16 protein-coding genes are annotated in these 20,143 nt (G+C 68.6%); 3 read left to right on the top strand and 13 right to left on the bottom strand.

Annotated elements, in window-relative coordinates; all coding sequences use genetic code 11:
- Window positions 1-98: 98 nt before the first annotated feature.
- The 6 genes from BMX96_RS13880 to BMX96_RS13905 form a co-directional block, all read right to left on the bottom strand.
- On the bottom strand, window positions 99-833 hold the full coding sequence (locus BMX96_RS13880; protein ID WP_091846036.1) for an SDR family NAD(P)-dependent oxidoreductase: 735 nt from the start codon (window positions 831-833) through the stop codon (window positions 99-101).
- Complete coding sequence (locus BMX96_RS13885; RefSeq protein WP_091846037.1) at window positions 830-2,137, bottom strand: FAD-binding protein; 1,308 nt, start codon at window positions 2,135-2,137, stop codon at window positions 830-832. The genes BMX96_RS13880 and BMX96_RS13885 overlap by 4 nt, the downstream gene beginning before the upstream one ends.
- Window positions 2,118-3,119: a lysylphosphatidylglycerol synthase transmembrane domain-containing protein gene (locus BMX96_RS13890; RefSeq protein WP_091846038.1), complete on the bottom strand. Its 1,002-nt coding sequence runs from the start codon at window positions 3,117-3,119 to the stop codon at window positions 2,118-2,120. The genes BMX96_RS13885 and BMX96_RS13890 overlap by 20 nt, the downstream gene beginning before the upstream one ends.
- Window positions 3,120-3,207: 88 nt before the next feature.
- Window positions 3,208-3,498, bottom strand: coding sequence for a GNAT family N-acetyltransferase (locus BMX96_RS13895; protein WP_091846039.1), 291 nt, complete (start codon window positions 3,496-3,498; stop codon window positions 3,208-3,210).
- A 79-nt stretch (window positions 3,499-3,577) separates the two neighbouring features.
- Window positions 3,578-4,201, bottom strand: coding sequence for a 3-oxoacid CoA-transferase subunit B (locus tag BMX96_RS13900; protein WP_091846040.1), 624 nt, complete (start codon window positions 4,199-4,201; stop codon window positions 3,578-3,580).
- Window positions 4,201-4,917, bottom strand: a complete 717-nt coding sequence (locus tag BMX96_RS13905) for a CoA transferase subunit A (RefSeq protein ID WP_091846041.1) — start codon at window positions 4,915-4,917, stop codon at window positions 4,201-4,203. The genes BMX96_RS13900 and BMX96_RS13905 overlap by 1 nt, the downstream gene beginning before the upstream one ends.
- Before the next feature lie 157 nt (window positions 4,918-5,074).
- Here BMX96_RS13905 and BMX96_RS13910 point away from each other — a divergent pair, with 157 nt between their 5' ends.
- Complete coding sequence (locus BMX96_RS13910) at window positions 5,075-6,163, top strand: Hint domain-containing protein (RefSeq protein WP_091846042.1); 1,089 nt, start codon at window positions 5,075-5,077, stop codon at window positions 6,161-6,163.
- On the opposite strand, the gene topA is transcribed toward BMX96_RS13910, so the two are convergent.
- Window positions 6,160-8,895 (bottom strand): type I DNA topoisomerase, encoded by a 2,736-nt coding sequence (gene topA / locus BMX96_RS13915; RefSeq protein WP_091846043.1) that lies wholly within the window; start codon window positions 8,893-8,895, stop codon window positions 6,160-6,162. The genes BMX96_RS13910 and topA overlap by 4 nt on opposite strands.
- A gap of 639 nt (window positions 8,896-9,534) precedes the next feature.
- Window positions 9,535-10,941, bottom strand: coding sequence for a DNA-processing protein DprA (gene dprA, locus BMX96_RS19970; RefSeq protein ID WP_407944670.1), 1,407 nt, complete (start codon window positions 10,939-10,941; stop codon window positions 9,535-9,537).
- 330 nt (window positions 10,942-11,271) lie between these two features.
- Here dprA and smc point away from each other — a divergent pair, with 330 nt between their 5' ends.
- Both smc and BMX96_RS13930 read left to right on the top strand, forming a co-directional pair.
- Window positions 11,272-14,721, top strand: coding sequence for a chromosome segregation protein SMC (gene smc / locus BMX96_RS13925; RefSeq protein WP_091846044.1), 3,450 nt, complete (start codon window positions 11,272-11,274; stop codon window positions 14,719-14,721).
- Window positions 14,722-14,856: 135 nt separating this feature from the next.
- Window positions 14,857-16,173, top strand: a complete 1,317-nt coding sequence (locus BMX96_RS13930; protein WP_214606855.1) for a GH1 family beta-glucosidase — start codon at window positions 14,857-14,859, stop codon at window positions 16,171-16,173.
- A gap of 37 nt (window positions 16,174-16,210) precedes the next feature.
- Here BMX96_RS13930 and BMX96_RS13935 read toward each other — a convergent pair whose 3' ends face one another.
- The 5 genes from BMX96_RS13935 to BMX96_RS13955 all read right to left on the bottom strand — a co-directional run bounded on the left by BMX96_RS13935 (window position 16,211) and on the right by BMX96_RS13955 (window position 20,139).
- Entirely contained in the window at window positions 16,211-17,326 is a 1,116-nt protein-coding gene (locus tag BMX96_RS13935; RefSeq protein ID WP_091846046.1) for a cobalamin-independent methionine synthase II family protein, read from the bottom strand.
- A gap of 37 nt (window positions 17,327-17,363) precedes the next feature.
- On the bottom strand, window positions 17,364-18,014 hold the full coding sequence (locus BMX96_RS13940; RefSeq protein WP_091846047.1) for an HAD family hydrolase: 651 nt from the start codon (window positions 18,012-18,014) through the stop codon (window positions 17,364-17,366).
- 96 nt (window positions 18,015-18,110) lie between these two features.
- Window positions 18,111-18,743 (bottom strand): class I SAM-dependent DNA methyltransferase, encoded by a 633-nt coding sequence (locus BMX96_RS13945; protein ID WP_091846048.1) that lies wholly within the window; start codon window positions 18,741-18,743, stop codon window positions 18,111-18,113.
- Complete coding sequence (locus tag BMX96_RS13950; RefSeq protein WP_091846049.1) at window positions 18,743-19,693, bottom strand: cupin domain-containing protein; 951 nt, start codon at window positions 19,691-19,693, stop codon at window positions 18,743-18,745. Before BMX96_RS13950 ends, BMX96_RS13945 begins: the two co-directional genes overlap by 1 nt.
- Window positions 19,690-20,139 (bottom strand): SRPBCC family protein, encoded by a 450-nt coding sequence (locus BMX96_RS13955; protein WP_175481752.1) that lies wholly within the window; start codon window positions 20,137-20,139, stop codon window positions 19,690-19,692. Before BMX96_RS13955 ends, BMX96_RS13950 begins: the two co-directional genes overlap by 4 nt.
- Between the last annotated feature and the right edge of the window lie 4 nt (window positions 20,140-20,143).

The following is a 20,143-nucleotide window of genomic DNA, read 5'->3' on the forward strand; positions in this document are numbered from 1 at the left end:
CACCGGACGGGCATCGGTTTGCTGCTGATCACCCCCAGCCTGATGTTCTGGTCCGCCGGATTGTGTGCCGAGTGGCTGGGATAGGCCGCGAACTGCGCCTAGATCGACAGCTTCTTGAACACCCGTTCGGGGATCGCGCGGATGATCGCCATGATGAAACGCCAGAAGAACGGCGTGTAGATCACGTCGCGCTTGCGATCCACCGCGCGCAGGATGGACCGGGCCACGGCCTCGGGCGGGGCGACCAGGAACATGCCCTCGATCCCCCAGGTCATCGCGGTGTCGACGAAGCCCGGCTTGACCGTCACCACGTGCCCGCCCGCGCGGGTCAGGCGATTGCGCAGGCCCGACAGGTAGGTGGCGAAGCCGGCTTTCGCGGCCCCGTAGACATAGTTGCCGACCCGCCCCCTGTCGCCCGCGACGGACCCCACGCCGACGATGGTGCCCGCTCCGTTGGCCTCGATCCGCGGGGCGAGCATCTGGAGGAACCGCGCCGGGCCGGTAAAGCTGTCCATCACCACGCCGTCGATAAGCGATGGGTCGGCGTCGATCCTGTCCTGCGGCGGCATCGAGCCCACGAAGACGGCGCAGTTTACAATGTTGTCGCCATCGGTCGCGTCGATGATGGGCTGAAAACTCTCGGGGTTGCGCGCGTCGAACCGCATCGCGCGGGCCGATACGGCGCCGCGGGCGGTGCAGTCGGCGGCGGTGGCCCGCAGGTCGTCCATGTCGCGCCCGGCGAGGATCAGCGTCGCGCCCGAGCCGGCCAGTTCGCGTGCCATGGCGCGGGCCATGGATGACGTCGCGCCAAGAAGGATCCAGGTCTCGCTCATGCCGCGTCCCTCAGTCCCAGCCGGCGCACGAGGTCCGTCGTCATGGTGCCCTCGGGATCGACCCGCTCAACCTCGCGCAGCCAGTCGCCGTGGTCGGGATACATGGACCGCACGGCAGCGCCCGTCGCCAAGGCATCCTTGGCTAGGTAGACCCGTCCGCCGGCCTCCTGCGTCGCGTCCTCGAGCGTTTCGATCAAGGCCACGGCGTCGGGCGTGTTCCGGAAATCACAGGCCAGGGTGTAGCCCTCCATCGGGAAGGACAGGTGACCGGCGCGGCCCGGTCCCATGCGCTTGAGCACGGCCAGCGGCGAGGCGAGCCCCGAGTGCGCGATGCGTTCCAGCATCTGGCGAAGGGCGGGCGCGGCCGCGACCGGGACCACGCATTGGAACTGGTGGAATCCGCGCTTGCCGTAAAGGCGGTTCCAGTCATGGATCCGGTCCAGCGGGAAGAAGTACTCGCCGATCCGGCGCACCACCGTGCGGCCGCCGCGCGGGACGCGGCCGTAGTAGGCGGCGTTGAAGGCGCGTACCACCGGGGGCGACAGCGCGGCTGAAGGCGCGTCGAACGGGACGCGGCGGGCGCGCCCGGGTGGCGGGATCAGGCCCGCGCCGGTCTCGCCCTCTTCCAGGATGCCCCGGCCCAGCCGATCGCCCGTCGCGGTGGCGTCGATCCAGCCAACGCAATAGCTGGCGTCGGATCTGTCGAGCGCCGTCAGAAAATCATCCCAGCGGGGCACGCGGCGTTCGGTCACCACCATGACGTCGCCCTTGCACTTCAGAACGCGCAGCGTGGCCTCGGCGATGATGCCGGTCTGACCCAATCCGCCGACAGTCGCCGCGAACAGGTCCGAGCCGGGCGTGACTTCGACCGGGCCGCCGGGTGTCAGCAGCCGCAGCGACAGCACGTGCTGTCCGAAGGATCCCGCGTGGTGGTGGTTCTTGCCATGCACGTCCATGGCGATGGCCCCGCCCACCGTGGCGAAGCCGGTGCCGGGCAGGACGGCGGGCAACAGCCCCCGGGGCGCAAGCAGCCGGGTGAGATCGCCCAGGGTGACGCCCGCCTCGACCGTGACCGTCGCGGCTTCGGGATCGATGGACAAAACGCGGTCCAGCCGGGTCGTCCGCACCGCCCGGCCACCGTCGTTGAGGCAGGCATCGCCGTAGGATCGGCAGCTTCCGATTGCGGGGGCGGGCGTGTCGCGCATCAGCGCGGCGAGGGTCGATTGACGCTCCGGCCGGGCCAATTGCCCGCTGGCCGTCAGCGCGCGGCCCCAGCCCGACCAGTCAGCCTGTTTCCACGGCATGGGCACCCTTTCGTGACCGGGCCTCGGCGTGCGGGAACACGGCGAGACCGATGAGTATCGCGAACCACAGCGTGGTCACGCGGATGACGGCGGTGGCGGGCAGCGCGACTTCAAGCGGAACACCCCGCGCGACCAGAAGCGCGATCATCGCGGCCTCGGCCCCGCCGATCCCGCCGGGCGCGCCGGTCAGCCCGCCGGCAAGGGTCGAGAAGATGAAGATCGCCATGGCTGTCCACATGTCGATGTCGGCGCCCATCCACCCCAGCAGCAGCCAGAAGGAAAAGCCCTCGGCCACCCAGCCGATGAGGCCAAGAATGGATGCGAAGATCAAGGTGGCGGGATGGCTGAACCGGGCGAGGGATTGTGCGGCCCGGCGAACCCGTACGAAAAGGCGCGGCAGAACCCCTGTGGCCCCGTAGGCCCAGATCGCCAGGCGGGCCAGCAATGCGGGGCGCGTCACGATGACAGCGCCGGCCACGGCCAGCGCCGCGACGGGCAGGGCACCAACGATCACTCCGGTGGAGAAGGTCAGCGCCAGCGCCAGAAGAAGCCCCATCGCGGACAAGTCGGACGCACGGTCGATCAGCACTAGCGGTGCCGTCCGTTCCACGGGCCAGCCGGTTTCCCGCCCGATCCAGCGCATGCGCACCAATTCGCCGACGCGGCCAGGCGTGACCGACATGGCGAAGCCGCCGAGGAAGTGGCGCAGGTTCTGTCCAAATCGGGTATCCAGTCCCAGCCTTCGGGCGAAGAGATGCCATCGGATCCCGCGAAAAAGGTAATTCACGAGGCTTAGCGCGAGCAGCCCGACGAACTGCATCGGACTGAGCCCTGCGATCTGAGCGCGAACCTCTTCCCAGCCGGTGGCGCGCACAAGGCCGACCAATCCGATGGCCACCACGACAACGCAGGCTACCAGGATGATGCGGTCTCGTTGTCGGCTAGACCAACGGACACGGGAAAAGGCTTTCTTGCGGGCCATGCTCATGGTTGCGGCTTACGCGTAAATTGAGACGACATTATGGAATCGTTTCGCGCCAGTAAACGGTACCCGCAAATCCCTGGCCGCCTTAGACGGCGAAGACGTCCGCCCAATCGGGATGACGCCGCCGTTGTGCATTCACGAAGGGGCAGAGCGGGGTGATCTTCACGCCGCCGGCGCGGGCATCCTCGACCAGCCGCGTGACAAGCGCGACGCCCGCCCCCGTGCCGCGCAGCGCGTCCGGCACGCCGGTATGGTCGGCGATGATGTGCGTGGACGACAGGATCGAATAGGTCAGCTCGGCCACGTGCCCTTGGTGGTGCAGGACGTACCGGCCCTTGGTGCCTTCGACCTCGCGGCGGATGTCGAAGCCGCTCATGTCGCGACCCGGCCTATGGCCACGCGCCGCGCCGCCGCCAGCCCGCGAGGATCGGGGCCCGGCGGCGGCGCAAGACGCATCAGACGATGGTCGCTTCGGTGGCGTCGCGGATCTGCTCTTCGGTCACGCCGTCGGCGCATTCCACGATCTTCAGGCCGCCCTCGACTACGTCGAGCACGCCGAGATTGGTGATGATGCGGTCGACCACGCCCGTGCCGGTCAGCGGCAGGGTGCATTCCTTCAAGAGCTTCGACTCGCCCGCCTTGTTCTGGTGGTCCATGACCACGACGACCTTGCCGACACCGGCCACTAGGTCCATCGCGCCGCCCATGCCCTTGACCAGCTTGCCGGGGATCATCCAGTTCGCCAGGTCGCCGTTTTCGGCCACTTCCATCGCGCCGAGGATGGCGGCCGCGATCTTGCCGCCGCGGATCATGCCGAAGCTGGTGGCGCTGTCGAAATAGCTGGTGCGCGGCAGCTCGGTGATGGTCTGCTTGCCGGCGTTGATCAGGTCGGGGTCCTCTTCACCGTCGATGGGGAAGGGGCCCATGCCCAGCATGCCGTTCTCGGATTGCAGCGTGATGTCCTTGTCGCCCACGTAGTTGGCGACCAGCGTCGGGATCCCGATGCCGAGGTTCACGTACATGCCGTCTTCAAGCTCGTCCGCCGCGCGGGCGGCCATCTGGTTGCGGTCCCAGGGCATCAGGCTTTCTCCCTCACGGTGCGTTGTTCGATCCGCTTCTCGTGCTCGCCCTGGATGACGCGATGCACGTAGATGCCGGGCAGGTGGATGGTGTCGGGGTCGAGGCTGCCGCGTGGGACGATTTCCTCGACTTCCGCCACGCAGACCTTGCCGCACATGGCGGCGGGCGGATTGAAGTTGCGCGCGGTCTTGCGGAACACGAGGTTGCCGGTGTCGTCGGCCTTCCACGCCTTCACGATGGACAAATCGGCAACGATGCCGCGCTCCATGATGTAGGTCTCGTCCGCGCCGTCGGGGCCGGTGGGGAAGTCCTTGTGCTCTTTCCCCTCGGCGATCTGGGTGCCGACGCCGGTCTTGGTGTAGAAGCCCGGGATGCCGCTGCCGCCGGCGCGCATCCGCTCGGCCAGGGTGCCCTGCGGGTTGAACTCGAGCTCCAGCTCGCCCGACAGGTACTGGCGCATGAATTCCTTGTTCTCGCCCACGTACGAGCTGATCATCTTCTTGACCTGCTTGGTCTGCAGCAGGATGCCGATACCGAAATCGTCGACGCCCGCGTTGTTGGACGCGAAGGTCAGATCCTTCGTGCCCGCGTCGCGGATGGCGGCCAGCAGAAGCTCGGGAATGCCGCAGAGACCGAAACCGCCCGCCGCGATGAACATGCCGTCGTGCAATAGATCGTCGAGCGCCTCGCTGGCCGATCCGTAGACTTTCTTCATTTCTGGAAACCCTCTTTCGCGCGGCCCGCGCCCAAGCGGCACGGTCCCTTCGGATATGACTTGAGGGTCACGCAGTGTCAAATCCCGTGCCGAGAGATCTTAACTTGTTATTAACCTTGTCGGATTAAAGCGCGCTGAGCAGTGCGGAGGGGCTTAATTGCCCGACACGATAGTCGAAGCCTTTTATCTCGGGGTGCGGGCGGATCTTGATCCGACCGAAAGCAATTCCCGTACCGAGAACGCGGCCGACCTCGTGGGCACGACCTTCGGATCGTCCGCCGCACCGCTGGTCGACAACAATCTCGTCTCGCTGACCATGGTCGACTCGAATTCCAACGGGCAGATCTCGGACAATGATCTGGGAAACAGCCCGGCAGGTGAGGGGCTGCGCTATGATGGCGTGCTCCAGACGCTGGACAGCACGACCGCCTACAACATCACCATCACCTACACGAATGGTTCGACTGCACAGACCTATATCGGTCTGGTTCAGGACGTCTCGGGGCGGATGTTCTTCGTTCCGGACGTTGCGGGATCGGCCGGGAATGACCCGTTGAATGATGCGCCCATTCGGTCGATCCACATCGACTCGGTGCTGCAGGATACCTTTTCCGGGCTGAACACGGCGGCCGAACCCGATGCCTTCGTCGCCTGCTTCGCGGCAGGGAGCCGTTTGCTCACCCCGCAGGGCGCGGTTCCGGTCGAATATCTGCGTGCCGGCGATCTCGTCCTGACCCGAGACCACGGAGCGCGGCCCGTGCGTTGGGTGCGCCGATCGCACCACTCCGCGCAGGGCGCGCGTCGGCCGATCCGGATCCGGGCCGGAGCTTTGGGGGAAGATTGCCCCGAGCGGGATCTATTGGTGTCGCGGCAGCATCGAATTCTGGTGCGATCGCAACTGGTCATGTCCGCCACCGGGCGCGCGGAAGTCCTGGTTCCCGCGATCCGGCTGGCGGGGCTGCCCGGCGTCGCTGTGGAAAAGGGCATGACGTCCGTGTGCTATTTCCACATTCTCTTCGATCGGCACGAGATCGTTGTCGCCGAGGGATGCGAGACGGAAAGCTTCCTGATCGGACCGGTTGCCGCAGCATCCATCGGAAGACGCCTGCCCGTTACCACACCGATGGAGCCGGCGCGGCCGATCCCCTCGGGACGGGTCTGCCGAAAACTGATCGGTCAACACCGGAGGAGCGGCGATCCGCTCTGGGTGCCGGATCCGGAGCAGGACCAGGCGCGAAGCGCCTAGTCCGTCTTCTTCGCTGTCTTCTTGGCGGCCGGTTTCTTCTTGGTCGCCGTCGACTTCTTCGCCGCGGACTTCTTCGGCGCCGCCTTCTTGGCGCGGGTCACCTTCTTGCCGGACTTGGCCGCGCGTTCCTCGATCAGGACCACGGCCTGGTCGATGGTGATGTCCTCGGGATCCATCGTGTCGGGGATGGTCGCGTTGATCTTCTCCCATTTCACGTAGGGGCCGTATTTGCCCTTCATCACGTTCACGGGGCCGCCGGCCTGCGGATGCTCGCCCAGCTCGCGCAGGGGCGCCGCCGCCTGGCCGCGCCCGCCGCGGCTGGCCTTCTTTTCGGCCAGAAGCTGCACGGCGCGATTCATGCCCACGGTCCAGACATCGTCGAGCGTTTCCAGGTTGGCGTTGGTCCCGCCCCGGTCCGACGTGCTTTCGGCGTGTTTGAGGTAGGGGCCGTAGCGGCCGATATTGGCCCAGACGGTCACGCCGTCCTCGGGGTGCGGCCCGATCTCGCGCGGCAGCGAAAGCAGCATCACGGCGCGCTCGAGCTCGAGCTCTTCCGGGGGCCAGTCCTTCGGCACCGACTGCCGCGGCGGCTTCTTGTTCTCTTCGGTTGCCTCTCCGCGCTGGACGTAGGGGCCGAACCGGCCCTTGAAGACGCGGATCTCGTCGCCCTGGTCCTCGCCCAGCAGCTTGCCCTCGGGCGGGATCGCCGATTTCTCGGCCTCCGGGTCGGGCGGGCCGAAGGGCCGGGTATAGCGGCATTCCGGATAGTTCGAGCAGCCGATGAACGCCCCGCCGGACCGCGCGGTGCGCATCGAAAGCCGCCCGGCGCCGCAATTGGGGCACAGGCGCGGGTCGCTGCCATCGGGGTTCGGCGGGAACAGGTGCGGCTCGAGCACCTCGTTGATCTTCTCCAGCACATCGGTGATGCGCAGTTCGGACGTCTCGGCGATGGCGGCCGAGAAATCGCGCCAGAACCGCGACAGCAGATCCTTCCAGTCCTGGTCGCCCGCGCTCACGTGGTCGAGCTGGTCTTCGAGGTCGGCGGTGAAGTCGTATTCTAGGTAGCGGCGGAAATAGTTCTCGAGGAAGGCGATCACCAGCCGGCCCTTGTCCTCGGGGATCAGCCGGTTGCCGTCCTTGCGGACATACTCGCGGTCCTGGATCGTGGTGACGATCGAGGCATAGGTCGACGGCCGCCCGATCCCGAGCTCCTCCATCCGCTTCACCAGCGTCGCCTCGGTGTAGCGCGGCGGCGGCTGGGTGAAGCTCTGGGTCGCGAGCACGGCGGCGTTCTCGGACAGGACCGCGCTGCCGTTCCTGCGCATGCCCGGGGCCTCGTCCGCGACCACGTCATCGCGCTTGTCGGCCTTGGCGAAATCGCCTTGCAGGCCGGCCTTCGAGAACGCGGCGGTCTCGCCCTCCATGATCTGGGGCAGGCGCTTGTCATCCTCGTCGGTGACGTCGTCGCGGCCTTCCTCGTAGACGCGCAGGAAGCCGTCGAACGTGACGACCTGGCCGGTGGCGCGCAGCACGACCTGGCGGTCGGAATCGGCGATGTCGACGGTCGTCCGCTCCATCTTGGCGGCTTCCATCTGGCTGGCCAGCGTCCGCTTCCAGATCAGGTCGTAAAGCTTGCGCTGGTCGCCGTCGCGGATGTCCAGATCGTCGACCGATTTGGTCATGTCGGTGGGCCGGATGCATTCGTGCGCTTCCTGCGCGTTCTTCGCCTTGTTCTTGTAGATGCGCGGGCTGCCGGGCACGTAGTCCTTGCCATAGCGCTGGGCGATGGCGTCGCGCGCGCCGGTCACGGCCTCGGGCGCCATGTCGATGCCGTCGGTCCGCATGTAGGTGATGTGCCCGGCCTCGTACAGCCGCTGCGCCGTCGACATGCAGGCCCGCGCGCCCATGCCGAACTTGCGGCTGGCTTCCTGCTGCAGGGTCGACGTCATGAAGGGGGGCGCGGGGTTGCGGGTCGTGGGCTTCGCCTCGACCGAGTCGATCTTGAGCTTGCGCGACGTCACCGCCTGCACGGCCATTTCGGCCTGCGTCTCGTTCTGGAGGCTGAAGCGGTCCAGCTTGTTGCCGGCAAGGGTGGTCAGGCGCGCTTCGAAATCCTGGCCACGGGGCGTCGTGAGCAGGGCCTTCACCTGCCAGTATTCGCGCGGCCGGAACGCCTCGATCTCCATCTCGCGCTCGACGATCAGGCGCAGGCAGACCGACTGCACCCGGCCCGCCGATTTCGCGCCGGGCAGCTTGCGCCAGAGCACGGGGCTGAGATTGAAGCCCACGAGATAGTCGAGCGCCCGGCGCGCGAGATACGCCTCGACCAGCGGCTCGTGCACCTGGCGCGGGTTCTTCATCGCCTCGGTCACGGCGGACTTGGTGATCGCGTTGAAGACAACCCGGCTGACGGGCGTGTCCTTCTTGATCGCCTTGCGGTTCTTCAGCGCCTCCTGGAGGTGCCAGCTGATCGCCTCGCCCTCGCGGTCGGGGTCGGTGGCGAGGATCAGCGCGTTGTCGTCCTTCAGCGCGTCGGCGATCGCCTTGACGTGCTTCTTGCTGTCGCTCGCGATCTCCCACTTCATGTCGAAATCGTGCTCGGGGTCGACGGATCCATCCTTCGGCGGCAGGTCGCGAACGTGCCCGTACGAGGCCAGCACGGTGTAATCGGGACCGAGATACTTGTTGATGGTCTTGGCCTTGGCAGGCGATTCGACGACGACGACCGGCATGAAATTTCCTTGCTCACGCGACGCGGGATGTGGCGGCGCAAAATGTGGGGTCGGCCCACGGCTTGTCAATCGGCCTAGGCCCGGGGGCGGCGCGGCGCAAGTCGCAATCGGGTGTGCGGCGGCTGGGCGGTGGAGGCGTCGGATGGCCCGAAGCGGATAGCGTGGCGCCAGCGTCTCAACCTCGCTGATAGGCTGTTGACCCTACAGCGAAGCGCATCCTTTCGGCCCTGTTTGTCACTGCGGACGCGGGTCCTTGGCGCCTTTCAGTCCGTGCGTATGGGATGGCGCAAATTGCTGGTGCGGCCGGACCCTGCAGCGAGGCGCGCCACGCGACCTCGTGGCCTGCCGCAGGTTCGCGCGCATGTGAACGGTGGAATAAAGGTGGTCCATGGTCGGCCTCGCTGGACCAGTGAGTCGGTCTTCTGGGCCCAGGTCCTCGACGCCGATGGTGTGCGCCTTACTTCGGTCGCTCGTTCAGTTCTGCTCCGTCACGACGGCCAGATCCCGCTGCACACCGATGATCGCCTGAACGACGTCGCGGCTCGCGCGCCCGTGCAGCCTGAGCCTCTGTTGCCCTGCGCGGTTTCGTTTCCTCCGCGATGGCATTCTTCGCTGATCGGACACTTTGGATCTGGTTGGTCAGACCCGGCTCAGCAGCCCGCCGGGTTGCCGCAGGATGCGACCGTCGAGTTCCAGGGTCACGATCTCGGCGGTGACGCGCGACGTGGATTGGCCGAGATCGCGGATGAGCTGGTCCTCCGAGGTGGGTGACGGCCCCAGCCGGTCGAGGATCTGCTGGTGGAGGGCCGCGGTCTCGGACAGGCTTCTCGGCGCCGGCCGGTTTTGCGGTATCTCCGCGGCGGTGCGAGCGTGTTTCGCCTTCCGATCAGCTTGCTGAGCACCCAGCGAGGCGTCCGGTCGCGGTGCCGTGTCTTCCGATGTTGCCTTTCCCGTCGCTGCCGGGGAGATCGCCTGTTCAGAGCGATCAGGATCCGCAGTCGCGCGCTCGTCGGCACCGGAGCCATTCGATGCGGATCGTGGCGCCTCCTCCGTGTTGGATTGTTCTGTCTGAGCCCGGGCGTTCCGATCCACCGCTGTCGCCCCCGCCACAACGGGGTCCGTGGTCCTGCGCGCGTCTTCATCGGCCGGTACCGCCGCCGCGACGCTTTGCGCGGGCAAGGCAGCCAGCGCTTCGGCAATATCACGTGGACCGCGTACCAGCGTGGCACCGTCCCGGATCAGCATGTTGCAGCCGGCGGCGCGGGCGTCGAACGGGTGGCCGGGCACCGCCCAGACCTCGCGGCCCTGGTCCAGGGCGTCGCGCGCGGTGATGAGACTGCCCGATTTCGCCGCCGCCTCGACGACCAGAACGCCGCGCGACAGGCCCGCGATCAACCGGTTGCGGCGCGGGAAGTGCCGCGCCTGCGGCTTCAGGCCGATGGGCTGTTCCGACAGGATCAGGCCATGCTCCTCGATCTCGCGTGCCAGCACCGCGTTCTCGGGCGGATAGACCACGTCCACCCCGCCGGCCATCACGGCGATCGTCCCGGTGGCCAGCGTGGCCTTGTGAACCTCGGTATCGATGCCGCGGGCAAGGCCGGAAACGGTCACGATGCCCTCGCGCCCCAGCCCGTCGGCCATCGACCGCGCCATGCGCAGCCCCAGCGACGACGCGTTGCGCGCGCCGACCATGGCCACGGTGGCCTGTGCCATCATCGCGGGTCGGCCCAGTGCCCAGAGCAGGGGTGGCGGGTCGGGGATGTCGGCCAGCGCAGGGGGATACGCGTCACTGCCCCAGGCGATCAGTCGCGCACCGGCGAGACGGCCGCGCCGCAGCTCGTCCGCGGCGCTGTCGCGGCCGACGGGCGCATAGTCCGACACACCGGCGGCCGTGGCGATGGCCGGCAGCGCGTCCAGTGCCGCGGCGGCGCTTCCGTGTTCGGTCATGAGGCGGAAAAAGGTGCTGACGCCCACCCGGCGTGAGCGCAAGAGACGGAGCCAGTCGAGCCATTCTTCCTCGGAGTGGGGTGGGGTGAGGGGGGTGATGGAAGGGAATAAATCCAAGACCGTCCTGGCTCCGTCAATTGCACGAGGACTGTGCGTGCCGGATGGTTAAGCGTGTCTTAATGGCGGGCGGGCGGAGCAGCGCTTTTTGCTATCCATCTGTTAAGCCCGGTGAATTTTCTTCTATTGCAGCATTCGCGGGCGCGGTCGGTCTTGCGGCGCGTCGCTTGGGTACGGCGCCTGCATATCTGGACGCGGCCCCCATATCTTGTGGATAAGCTGCAAACGCTCGGCGGATTTTGGGGCTCTTGCTTGACAGCCCAGCCCCCTGGCCCGGACACTGGCCCCGATTCCCGCCGGACCGGATCTCCCATGCGATTTACCCGACTTCGACTCAATGGCTTCAAATCCTTCGTGGACCCGACCGACCTGGTCATCCACGACGGGCTGACCGGCGTGGTCGGGCCCAATGGTTGCGGCAAGTCGAACCTGCTTGAGGCGCTGCGCTGGGTGATGGGCGAGAACCGCCCGACGGCCATGCGCGGCGGCGGGATGGAAGACGTGATCTTCGCCGGCGCCTCCAGCCGGCCGGCGCGCAATTTCGCCGAAGTTTCGCTGCATATCGACAACGCGGACCGGCTGGCGCCCGCCGCCTTCAACGAGCACGACCAGATCGAGATCGTGCGCCGCATCACCCGCGACGCGGGCTCGGCCTACAAGGCGGCGGGCAAGGACGTGCGGGCGCGGGACGTGCAGATGCTGTTCGCCGATGCCTCGACCGGCGCGCATTCGCCCGCCCTGGTCCGGCAGGGCCAGATTTCCGAGCTGATCAACGCCAAGCCCACGGCGCGCCGCCGGATTCTGGAAGAGGCGGCGGGCATTTCGGGCCTTTACCAGCGGCGGCACGAGGCCGAGCTGAAGCTGAAGGGTGCCGAATCCAACCTGACCCGCGTCGATGACGTGATCGAAAACCTGGCGGCGCAGCTGGCACAGCTGGCCCGTCAGGCGAAGCAGGCTGCGCGGTACCGCGAGATCGGCGCGCGGCTGCGGCAGGCCGAGGGATTGCTTCTCTATATCCGCTGGCGCGATGCCGACGCCGCGCGGGCCGATGCCGAGGCCGCGCTGTCGGGCCACGTGACCGAGGCCGCGCGCGCCGAACGCGCCGCGGTCGCGGCCGCCCGCGCCCGCGAGGCCGCCGAGACCGCCCTGCCGCCGCTGCGCGAGGAGGACGCCATCGCCGCCGCGCTGGTTCAGCGTCTGGGCGTCGAGCGTGGCACGCTGGACGAGCAGATCCGCCGTGCCGACAGCACGATCGGAACCCTGTCGAAGCGGCTCGACCAACTGTCCCGCGATGCCGAGCGGGAGCGGGCCCTGAACGCCGACGCGGGCGACAGCATCGCGCAGCTGGAGCAGGAACGCGCCGAGCTTGTCCGCGCGGCGGACGGCTTCGAGGGGGACCTCGCCGGGGCCGCCGAGGAGGCGCGTTCTGCGGGTGCCGTCCTGTCCGAGCGCGAGGCCGCCCTGGCGCAATTGACCGAGGACGTGGCCCGGCTGGCGGCCCGACACCAGTCGGCCGAGCGCATGGTGGCCGACGGGCGCAAAACGCTGGAGCGGGCCGAACGCGGGGCCGAGGCCGCGCGCGGTTCGGTCTCCGAGGCCGAGGCGGCGCTGGAGAATGCCCACGGGGCCCAGGAGGAGGCGGCCGCCGAGCAAGATGCGGCGCAGGCCCTTGCCGCACGGGCCGAAGCCGCGCTGGCCGGAGCCGAGGACGCCCGCGCCAAGGTGCAGTCGCAGGAATCCGATGCCCGCGCCGCCCGGTCCGAGATCGAGGGCGAGCTGGGCGCGCTGGGCGCGGAGGCGGCCGCGCTGGAAAAGCTCGTGGCCCGCGACACGGCCGAGGGCGGGCAGGTGATGGACAGCCTGTCGGTCGATCCCGGTTTCGAGGCGGCGCTGGGCGCGGCGCTGGCCGACGACCTGCGCGCGCCGGTGGTGTCGCAGGGCTCGGGCTGGCACGCGCTGCCGGACTATCCCGCGCCGCAGGCCCTGCCCGAGGGCGCTTCGCCCCTGTCCGGCCACGTCCGCATGCCCAACGTGCTGCGGCGCCGGCTGGCGCAGGTCGGCGTCGTCGCACCCGAGGATGCGGCGCGGCTGCAGCCGCGGCTGGCGCCGGGACAGCGGCTGGTCAGCACGGCCGGTGATCTCTGGCGGTGGGACGGATACGTCACGGCGGCGGCGGATGCGCCGTCGGCGGCGGCGCTGCGGCTTCAGCAGGTGAACCGGCTGGAAGGGCTGCGCAAGGACCTGGCGGCGCTGCAGTCGCGCGCGGCCGAGGCCAAGGCGACCCACGACGCCCTGCGCGAACGGCTGGACCAGTTGACCGCCGCCGACCGCGACGCCCGGCAGGCCCGGCGCGAGGCCGACGCGCGGGTGGCCGACCTGGGCCGTCGCCTGAGCCGGGCCGAGGCCGACCGGACCTTCGCCGAGGGCAAGCTCGAGACCGCGCGCCTTGCCGTGACCCGTCACGATGACGAGGCGATGGCGGCGCGGCGCGCGGTGACCGAGGCCGAGCGCGCCCTCGAGGGCCTTGCCGACCTGTCCCAGCAGCGCGCCCGCGTCGAGGACGTGAAGATGACGGTCGAGGCCGCGCGCATGACCATGATGGCGCGCCGGTCCGCCCATGACGAGCTGAAGCGCGAAGGCGAGGATCGTGCCCGGCGGCTGGCCGCCATCGACAAGGACCTGGGCGGCTGGCGCAACCGGCTGGACAACGCGGGCGCCCGCCTGTCCGAGGTCGAGCGTCGCCACGCCGAGACCGAGGCCGAGCTGGCCGAGGCCCGTGCCGTTCCCGAGACGCTTGCCGCCAAGCGTGCCGAGCTGGCCAGCGGGATCGAGGCGGCCGAGGCGCGGCGCACGGCGTCGTCCGACGCGCTGGCCGAGGGCGAGACGGTTCTGCGCGACGCCGCCCAGGCCGAGCGGGACGCCGAGCGCGCCGCTGGCACCGCGCGCGAGGCCCGCGCCAGCGCCGAGGCGCGGAGCGACGCGGCGCGCGAAACCGTTCAGGCCGCCGAAGCCCGCATCGAGGAAGTGCTTGAGCGTACGCCGGAGCAGCTGCGCGACACGCTCGACACCGGGCCGAACGAGCTACCCCCGGCGGACGCGGTCGAGGAAGAGCTCGCCAAGCTGCGGCGCCAGCGCGACGGGTTGGGCGCGGTGAACCTGCGGGCCGAAGAGGACGCGCGCGAGGTCGAGACCGAGCACGCGGCGCTGGTCAACGAGAAGGCCGACCTCGAGGCCGCCATCGCCGAGCTGCGCAAGGGCATCGCCGGTTTGAACCGAGAGGGGCGCGAGCGTCTGCTGACGGCGTTCGAACAGGTGAACAGCAACTTCGCCATGCTGTTCACGCACCTTTTCGGTGGCGGCGAGGCGCGGCTGGAATTGGTGGAATCCGACGACCCGCTGGATGCCGGGCTCGAGATCCTGTGCTGCCCGCCGGGCAAGCGGCTGTCGACCCTGTCGCTTCTGTCGGGGGGCGAGCAGACCTTGACGGCCATGGCGCTGATCTTTGCCGTGTTCCTTGCTAACCCCGCGCCGATCTGCGTGCTGGACGAGGTCGACGCGCCGCTGGACGACGCCAACGTGACGCGGTTCTGCGACATGCTGGACGAGATGACGCGCCAGACCGAGACGCGGTTCCTGATCATCACCCACCACGCGGTGACCATGGCGCGGATGGACCGCCTCTTCGGCGTGACCATGGGCGAGCAGGGCGTGTCGCAGCTGGTCTCGGTCGACCTGAAGAAGGCGGAACAGATGGTCGCCTGACCCGGCCGCGGTGGGGGCCAGCCCCCACACCCCGGAGGTATTTTCGGAAAGATGAAGGGGTGCGGGACCGCGTTGACAAGCGGCGTCCGGGCTGCAGGTGTGGGGCACGCCGCAAATTGGAGGGTCCCCATGCCACTGTCGATGTCCCGGAAAGACTTCCCCGAAGGTTTCGAGTTCGGCGTCGCCACCGCCGCCTACCAGATCGAGGGCACGCGGAACGGCACCGTGGGCCGGTCCCACTGGGACAGCTACGCCGCGACGCTGGGCAACGTGGTGAATGGCGAGAACGGCGATGTGGCCTGCGACCACTACAACCGCTATGCCACCGACCTCGACCTGGTGAGGGACGGGAATTTCGACACCTACCGGTTCTCGTCCGCCTGGACCCGCGTGATGCCCGACGGGCGCACGGTCAGCGAAGAGGGGCTGGCCTTCTACGACAAGCTGGTGGACGAGACGCTGGCACGCGGGCTGAAGCCGTCGCTGACGCTTTATCACTGGGAACTGCCCGAGGTCTTTGCCGACCGGGGCGGCTGGTCGAACCGCGACACCGCGCTGGCCTTCGGCGATTACGCCCGCGCGGTCATGGATCGGCTGGGCGACCGGGTGCAGGCCGTGGCCACCATCAACGAGCCGTGGTGCGTCGCGTGGCTATCGCATTTCCTGGGGCTTCACGCGCCGGGGGTGCGCAACATCCGCACCGCGACGCGCGCGATGCATCACATCAACCTTGCCCACGCCGAAGGCATGAAGGCGATCCGCGATTGCGGCTCGACGGCCGACGCGGGCATCGTTCTGAACTTCGCCTGGCCCAAGCCGGACACCGACGCCGACACGGACGCCGCGCGCCGGTTCGATGGGATCCACAATCGCTGGTTCCTCGAGGCGATCACCAAGGGGCAGTACCCCGACGATATTCTCGAGGGGCTGGGCGCGCACATGCCCGAGGGCTGGCAGGACGACATGGCGGCGATCTCGGCGCCGATCGATTGGCTGGGCGTGAACTACTACACCCGCACCACCCTGCGCGATCTGCCGGGCGCTGTCTGGCCCGCCTTCGAGGACGTGCCCGGCCCGCTGCCCAAGACCGACATGGGATGGGAGATCTATCCCGAGGGCCTGGGCGACCTGCTGAGCCGCATCGCGCGCGAGTACACGCAGGACACGCCGCTGATCGTTACCGAGAACGGCATGGCCGGGGACGACCATCTCGACAACGGCGCAGTCAAGGACCCGGTGCGCGTGCGGTATTTCGACGATCACCTGAAATCGGTCCTGCGCTCCATCGGCGAGGGCACCCCGGTGCGCGGCTACTACGCCTGGTCGCTGCTGGACAACTACGAGTGGTCCTTCGGCTACGACAAGCGGTTCGGGATCGTCTACGTGGATTACGACACGCAGGAGCGGATCCCGAAGGCGTCGTATCACGCGCTGAAGGACGCGATCGGCTGAATGGCGCGGCGCCGGGCTGCGAACCCGGCGCCGGCGATCAGGCCGCGTGGGCGCCCTCGGCCAGCGAGGCGAGCTTGGCCCAGGCGATTTCCGGATCCACCGCGCCGAAGCCGGCGAAGGTGCCGAACCCGCAATCGCTGCCGGCGATGACCCGTTCGGCCCCAACGATATCGACGAAGCGGCGGGTGCGCTCGGCCACCAGCTCGGGATGCTCGACGAAGTTGGTGGTGGTGTCGACCACGCCGGGGATCAGCACCTTGTCGTCGGGGATGTCGGCCTTGCGGTCGCGGAAGACCGACCATTCGTGGCCGTGGCGGGGGTTCGACGTCTCGAACAGCACATAGCGCGCGGGCACCGACATCAGCGTGTCGAACATCTTGGCCATGGGGATGTCGCAGACATGGGGGCCCTCGTAGTTGCCCCAGCAGATGTGAACGCGCACCTTGGCCGGGTCGACATCCGACAGCGCGTGGGCCAGCGCTTCGACATGGGACTGCGCTACCTTCACGAAGTCCGCGTCGCTCAGGTCGTTGAACAGCATGTGACGCGACAGCGCCAGGTCGGGGCAATCGAGTTGCAGGTCCAGCCCTGCGCCGACGATGGTCTCGTATTCCGCCTTCATCGCGTCGGCCAGCGCGGCCAGGTAGGCATCCCGCGTCTTGTAATGCGCGTTCTGCAGGAACAGCGAGATCACGCCGGGGCTGGCCGCGTTCATGAAGCCGCGGGTGGCGCCGTGCGCGTCCATCGCGGCCTTGAGATTGGCGATGTCCTTCTCGAGCTCGCCCTGGCCCTTGGACTTCACCTCGCCCACGCACATGGGACGGGCGTATTTCGGGGTGCCGCCACCTTCGGCTAGGCGCTTGAGGAAGGTCGGGAACTGCTTCAGGTCCGCGGGCGCGTTGCGGGGGCTGTCGCCGTCGAAGCCGGTATAGCGGTCCTTCACGTAGGTGGCGTAGCTGATCTTGCTGGTCTCGCCGTCGCTGACGATGTCGATGCCGGCCTCGACCTGCCGGCGCACCACGTAATCCACGCCCTCGGCCATGGCGGCGTCGAAATCGGCGGGGTCATATGGTTCGCCGCGTTCGCGGGCGAAGATGAAGTCGACGATCTTCTGGCTGCGCGGCAGCGATCCAACGTGGGTGGCAAGGGTCATGGTCGGGGTCCTTTTCCTGCGCCCCGCCACGCGGGGCCTAGCTTGATCGTGTGGCAACCGCCGGTGCCAACCGGTCCAGCACCATGTCGGCATGGGCGAAGTTCGACTGCGCGTGCATCCGGCCCGGAAGGGCGAAGCAGGTCAGCCCGGCGTCTTTCGCCGCCGTCACGCCGTCCGGATTGTCCTCGATCGCGATGGATCCGTCCGCGGTGCAGTCGAGCGCGGCCAGCGCGCGGTAATAGGCATCGGGCGCCGGCTTGGACTGGACCACGTCGCCGCGGGTCACGACGGTGTCGAAGGTGCCGCGCGACAGGCCCGTCGCGTCCAGAACGCAGTCCACATTCGCCGCCGATGTCGTGGTCACGAAGCCCAGCCGCCAGCCGGCGGCGCGCGTCTCGTCCAGCGTGTCGGCCACGCCCTCGCGCAGGGGCACGCCCTCGGCCAGCTTGTCGCAGAAGATCTCGGTCTTGCGGCGATGGATCTGGCCCACGTCCAGGCGCTGGTCGCGGTTGTCGGCATAGTCGCGGATGCGCTGCGCCCCACCGGATCTGGTCAGCATCGCGGCATAGGCGTCCTCGCTCCAGTGCCAGTCCAGCCCCGCCTCGCGGAAGGCGAGGTTGAAGGCGTCGCGTTGCAGGTGCGAGGTTTCGGCGAGTACGCCGATCGATCCGATAAGGAAGGCGGGCATATGGGGGCTCCGGTCGGGGATGCGTTGAGTCTCCGACCAGCGCGCAGGCGCGCGGGATTGTTCCGCCGGATCGCGTGTCTGCCGCCATGCGCCGGGTCATGCCGGCCCCCGGCGTCGGCGGGCCAGGAGCACGCTGTGCCCGCCGCAGGTCGCGTCCGACAGGGTCAAACTCTCGACCACCAGGCCCGCCTGCCGGGACAGTCGCCGGTAGGTGCGGGGGGAGAGGCTGGCGTGGTAGACCTCCTCTCCCGCCACGCGGCCCGTGGTTTCGCCGGCCACCGGGCCGACGGTCAGCATCAGCCGGCCACCCGGGCGCAGCAGCCGCGCGAGGCGACGGAAACACCGTGCCTGCTGCAGCGGGCGCAGGTGGAAGAAGCCGTTCCACGAAAGGATGCCGTGGACCTTTTGTCTTGGAACGAACGTGCGCATGTCGCCCGACCGCAGGGGCGCGACCGGGCCGCGCCGCCGGGCGATGGCCAGCATGGGGCGCGCGATGTCGACCCCGGTGACCCGCATCCCGCGACGGCGCAGCCAGCCGGTGACGGGCGCGCCGGTGCCGCAGCCCAGGTCGAGCACGCGGGCACGGGGCGGCAGGGGCGCGGCGAAGCGTTGCAGCCAGCCGGCCTCGGCCAGGTGCCGCGACCGGTCCCGGTCGAAGGCGTGCGCGTGGGCCGCGTAGACCGCGCCCGTCCGCCGCGCGAGGCTGTCCAGGTCCGCCGCCGCCGTCATCAGCGCATCGACGGTCCCGCCGGGTCGTCGGTGGCGACCACGTGGTACAGCGCGGCCTCGCCCGTCATGGACGGCAGCGCGTTGTGGGGCAGGTCGGCGGGCACCGACATGGTGTCGCCGGGGGCGATCACCTCGGAGCCGCCGGGCCAGTTTACTCGCCAGTGTCCGCGCACCGGCATCAGGACAGACGGCCGGTCGTGCTGGTGCATCTCCTCGCGCGCCGAGGACCGGGTCAGCAGGTCGACGTCGAAGCCCGGCTTGTCGCGGATGATCCCGCTCTCGCCGATCACCTTGCAGGCGCGGTCCTTGGCCAGCGCGGCCATGTCGTTGTAGCGGCGCACGCCCCAGCCCACGACTTGCATCGGGGTCAGCTCTTCGAACGCTCCGAGCTCGTCGTCGGTCAGGACCGGCATGGGCTTCACGCCCTCGGGAAGGGTCTGGCCCTTCTTGGTGTCGTAGAGCTTGCCGTTTTCGCCCAGGACCAGCCCATGGTCGCGCGCGTCCTCGATCACCTGCGGGGCCCAGATGACGCCGCCGCCCGCGTCGTCCCCGCCGAGGATCGCCATGATCATCCCGTAATCGGTGCCCACGTTCTCGAACCCGCGGAAGATGCCGGTGGGAATGTTGATGATGTCGCCTTGTTCCAGCAGCACCTCGCCCGCGTCGCCCCAGCGGCCCCAGAAGAACCGCCAACGGCCCGACAGGACGAAGAACACCTCGGCCGTGCGGTGGGAATGGAGCGAGTTTCGGCAGCGCGGCGGCTGACCGGCTGCGCCGATATTGAACCCGTGGGGTTCGTTTATGTGGACGTGCTGGTCGGCGGCCTCGCTCACGCCGCCGCCGATGATCGTGAAGTTCTCCTTCTGGTCCGACCCGGGTGTGTGGGCGTCGATGAAGGCGGTCTTGCAGGGGATCAGTTCGCCGTAGCGGACGGTCGTCGGGGTGGTCATGTTGCGTCCTCGTTCAGAAGGGTCTCGAAACGGTCGAGCATCGTGGTCCAGCCCTCGGTCACCTGCGCCTCGGTGGGCTGGTCGTCGAGCGCGGCGATCTGGCTGGTGCAGTGCATCCGCGTGCCGTCACCGTGCGGTTCGAACTCCACGAGCGTCTGCATGGTCATCCGGCAGGCGCCGCCGAAGACGCCGCGGCCCTGGACCAGCAGGCGATGGGGTGGGTCGCAGACGCGGATCTCGTCGATCATCTCTCCGATGCGTGTGCCCTCGTGCTCGATGGCGACGATCTCGGTGCCGCCGGCGCGGGTGTCATACCCTTCGTGCCGCATGCCCGATCCCTCGGGCGTCTCGAACCGGGCGTGCCAGTCGGGGTTCGTCCAGCCCGCGAAGATCGTCTCGGGCGGCGCGAGAAAATCCCGGGTCAGGTGGACGGTGAAATGCCCCATGGCG

It is taken from the genome of Palleronia pelagia (assembly GCF_900110115.1).
GTDB lineage: Bacteria > Pseudomonadota > Alphaproteobacteria > Rhodobacterales > Rhodobacteraceae > Palleronia > Palleronia pelagia.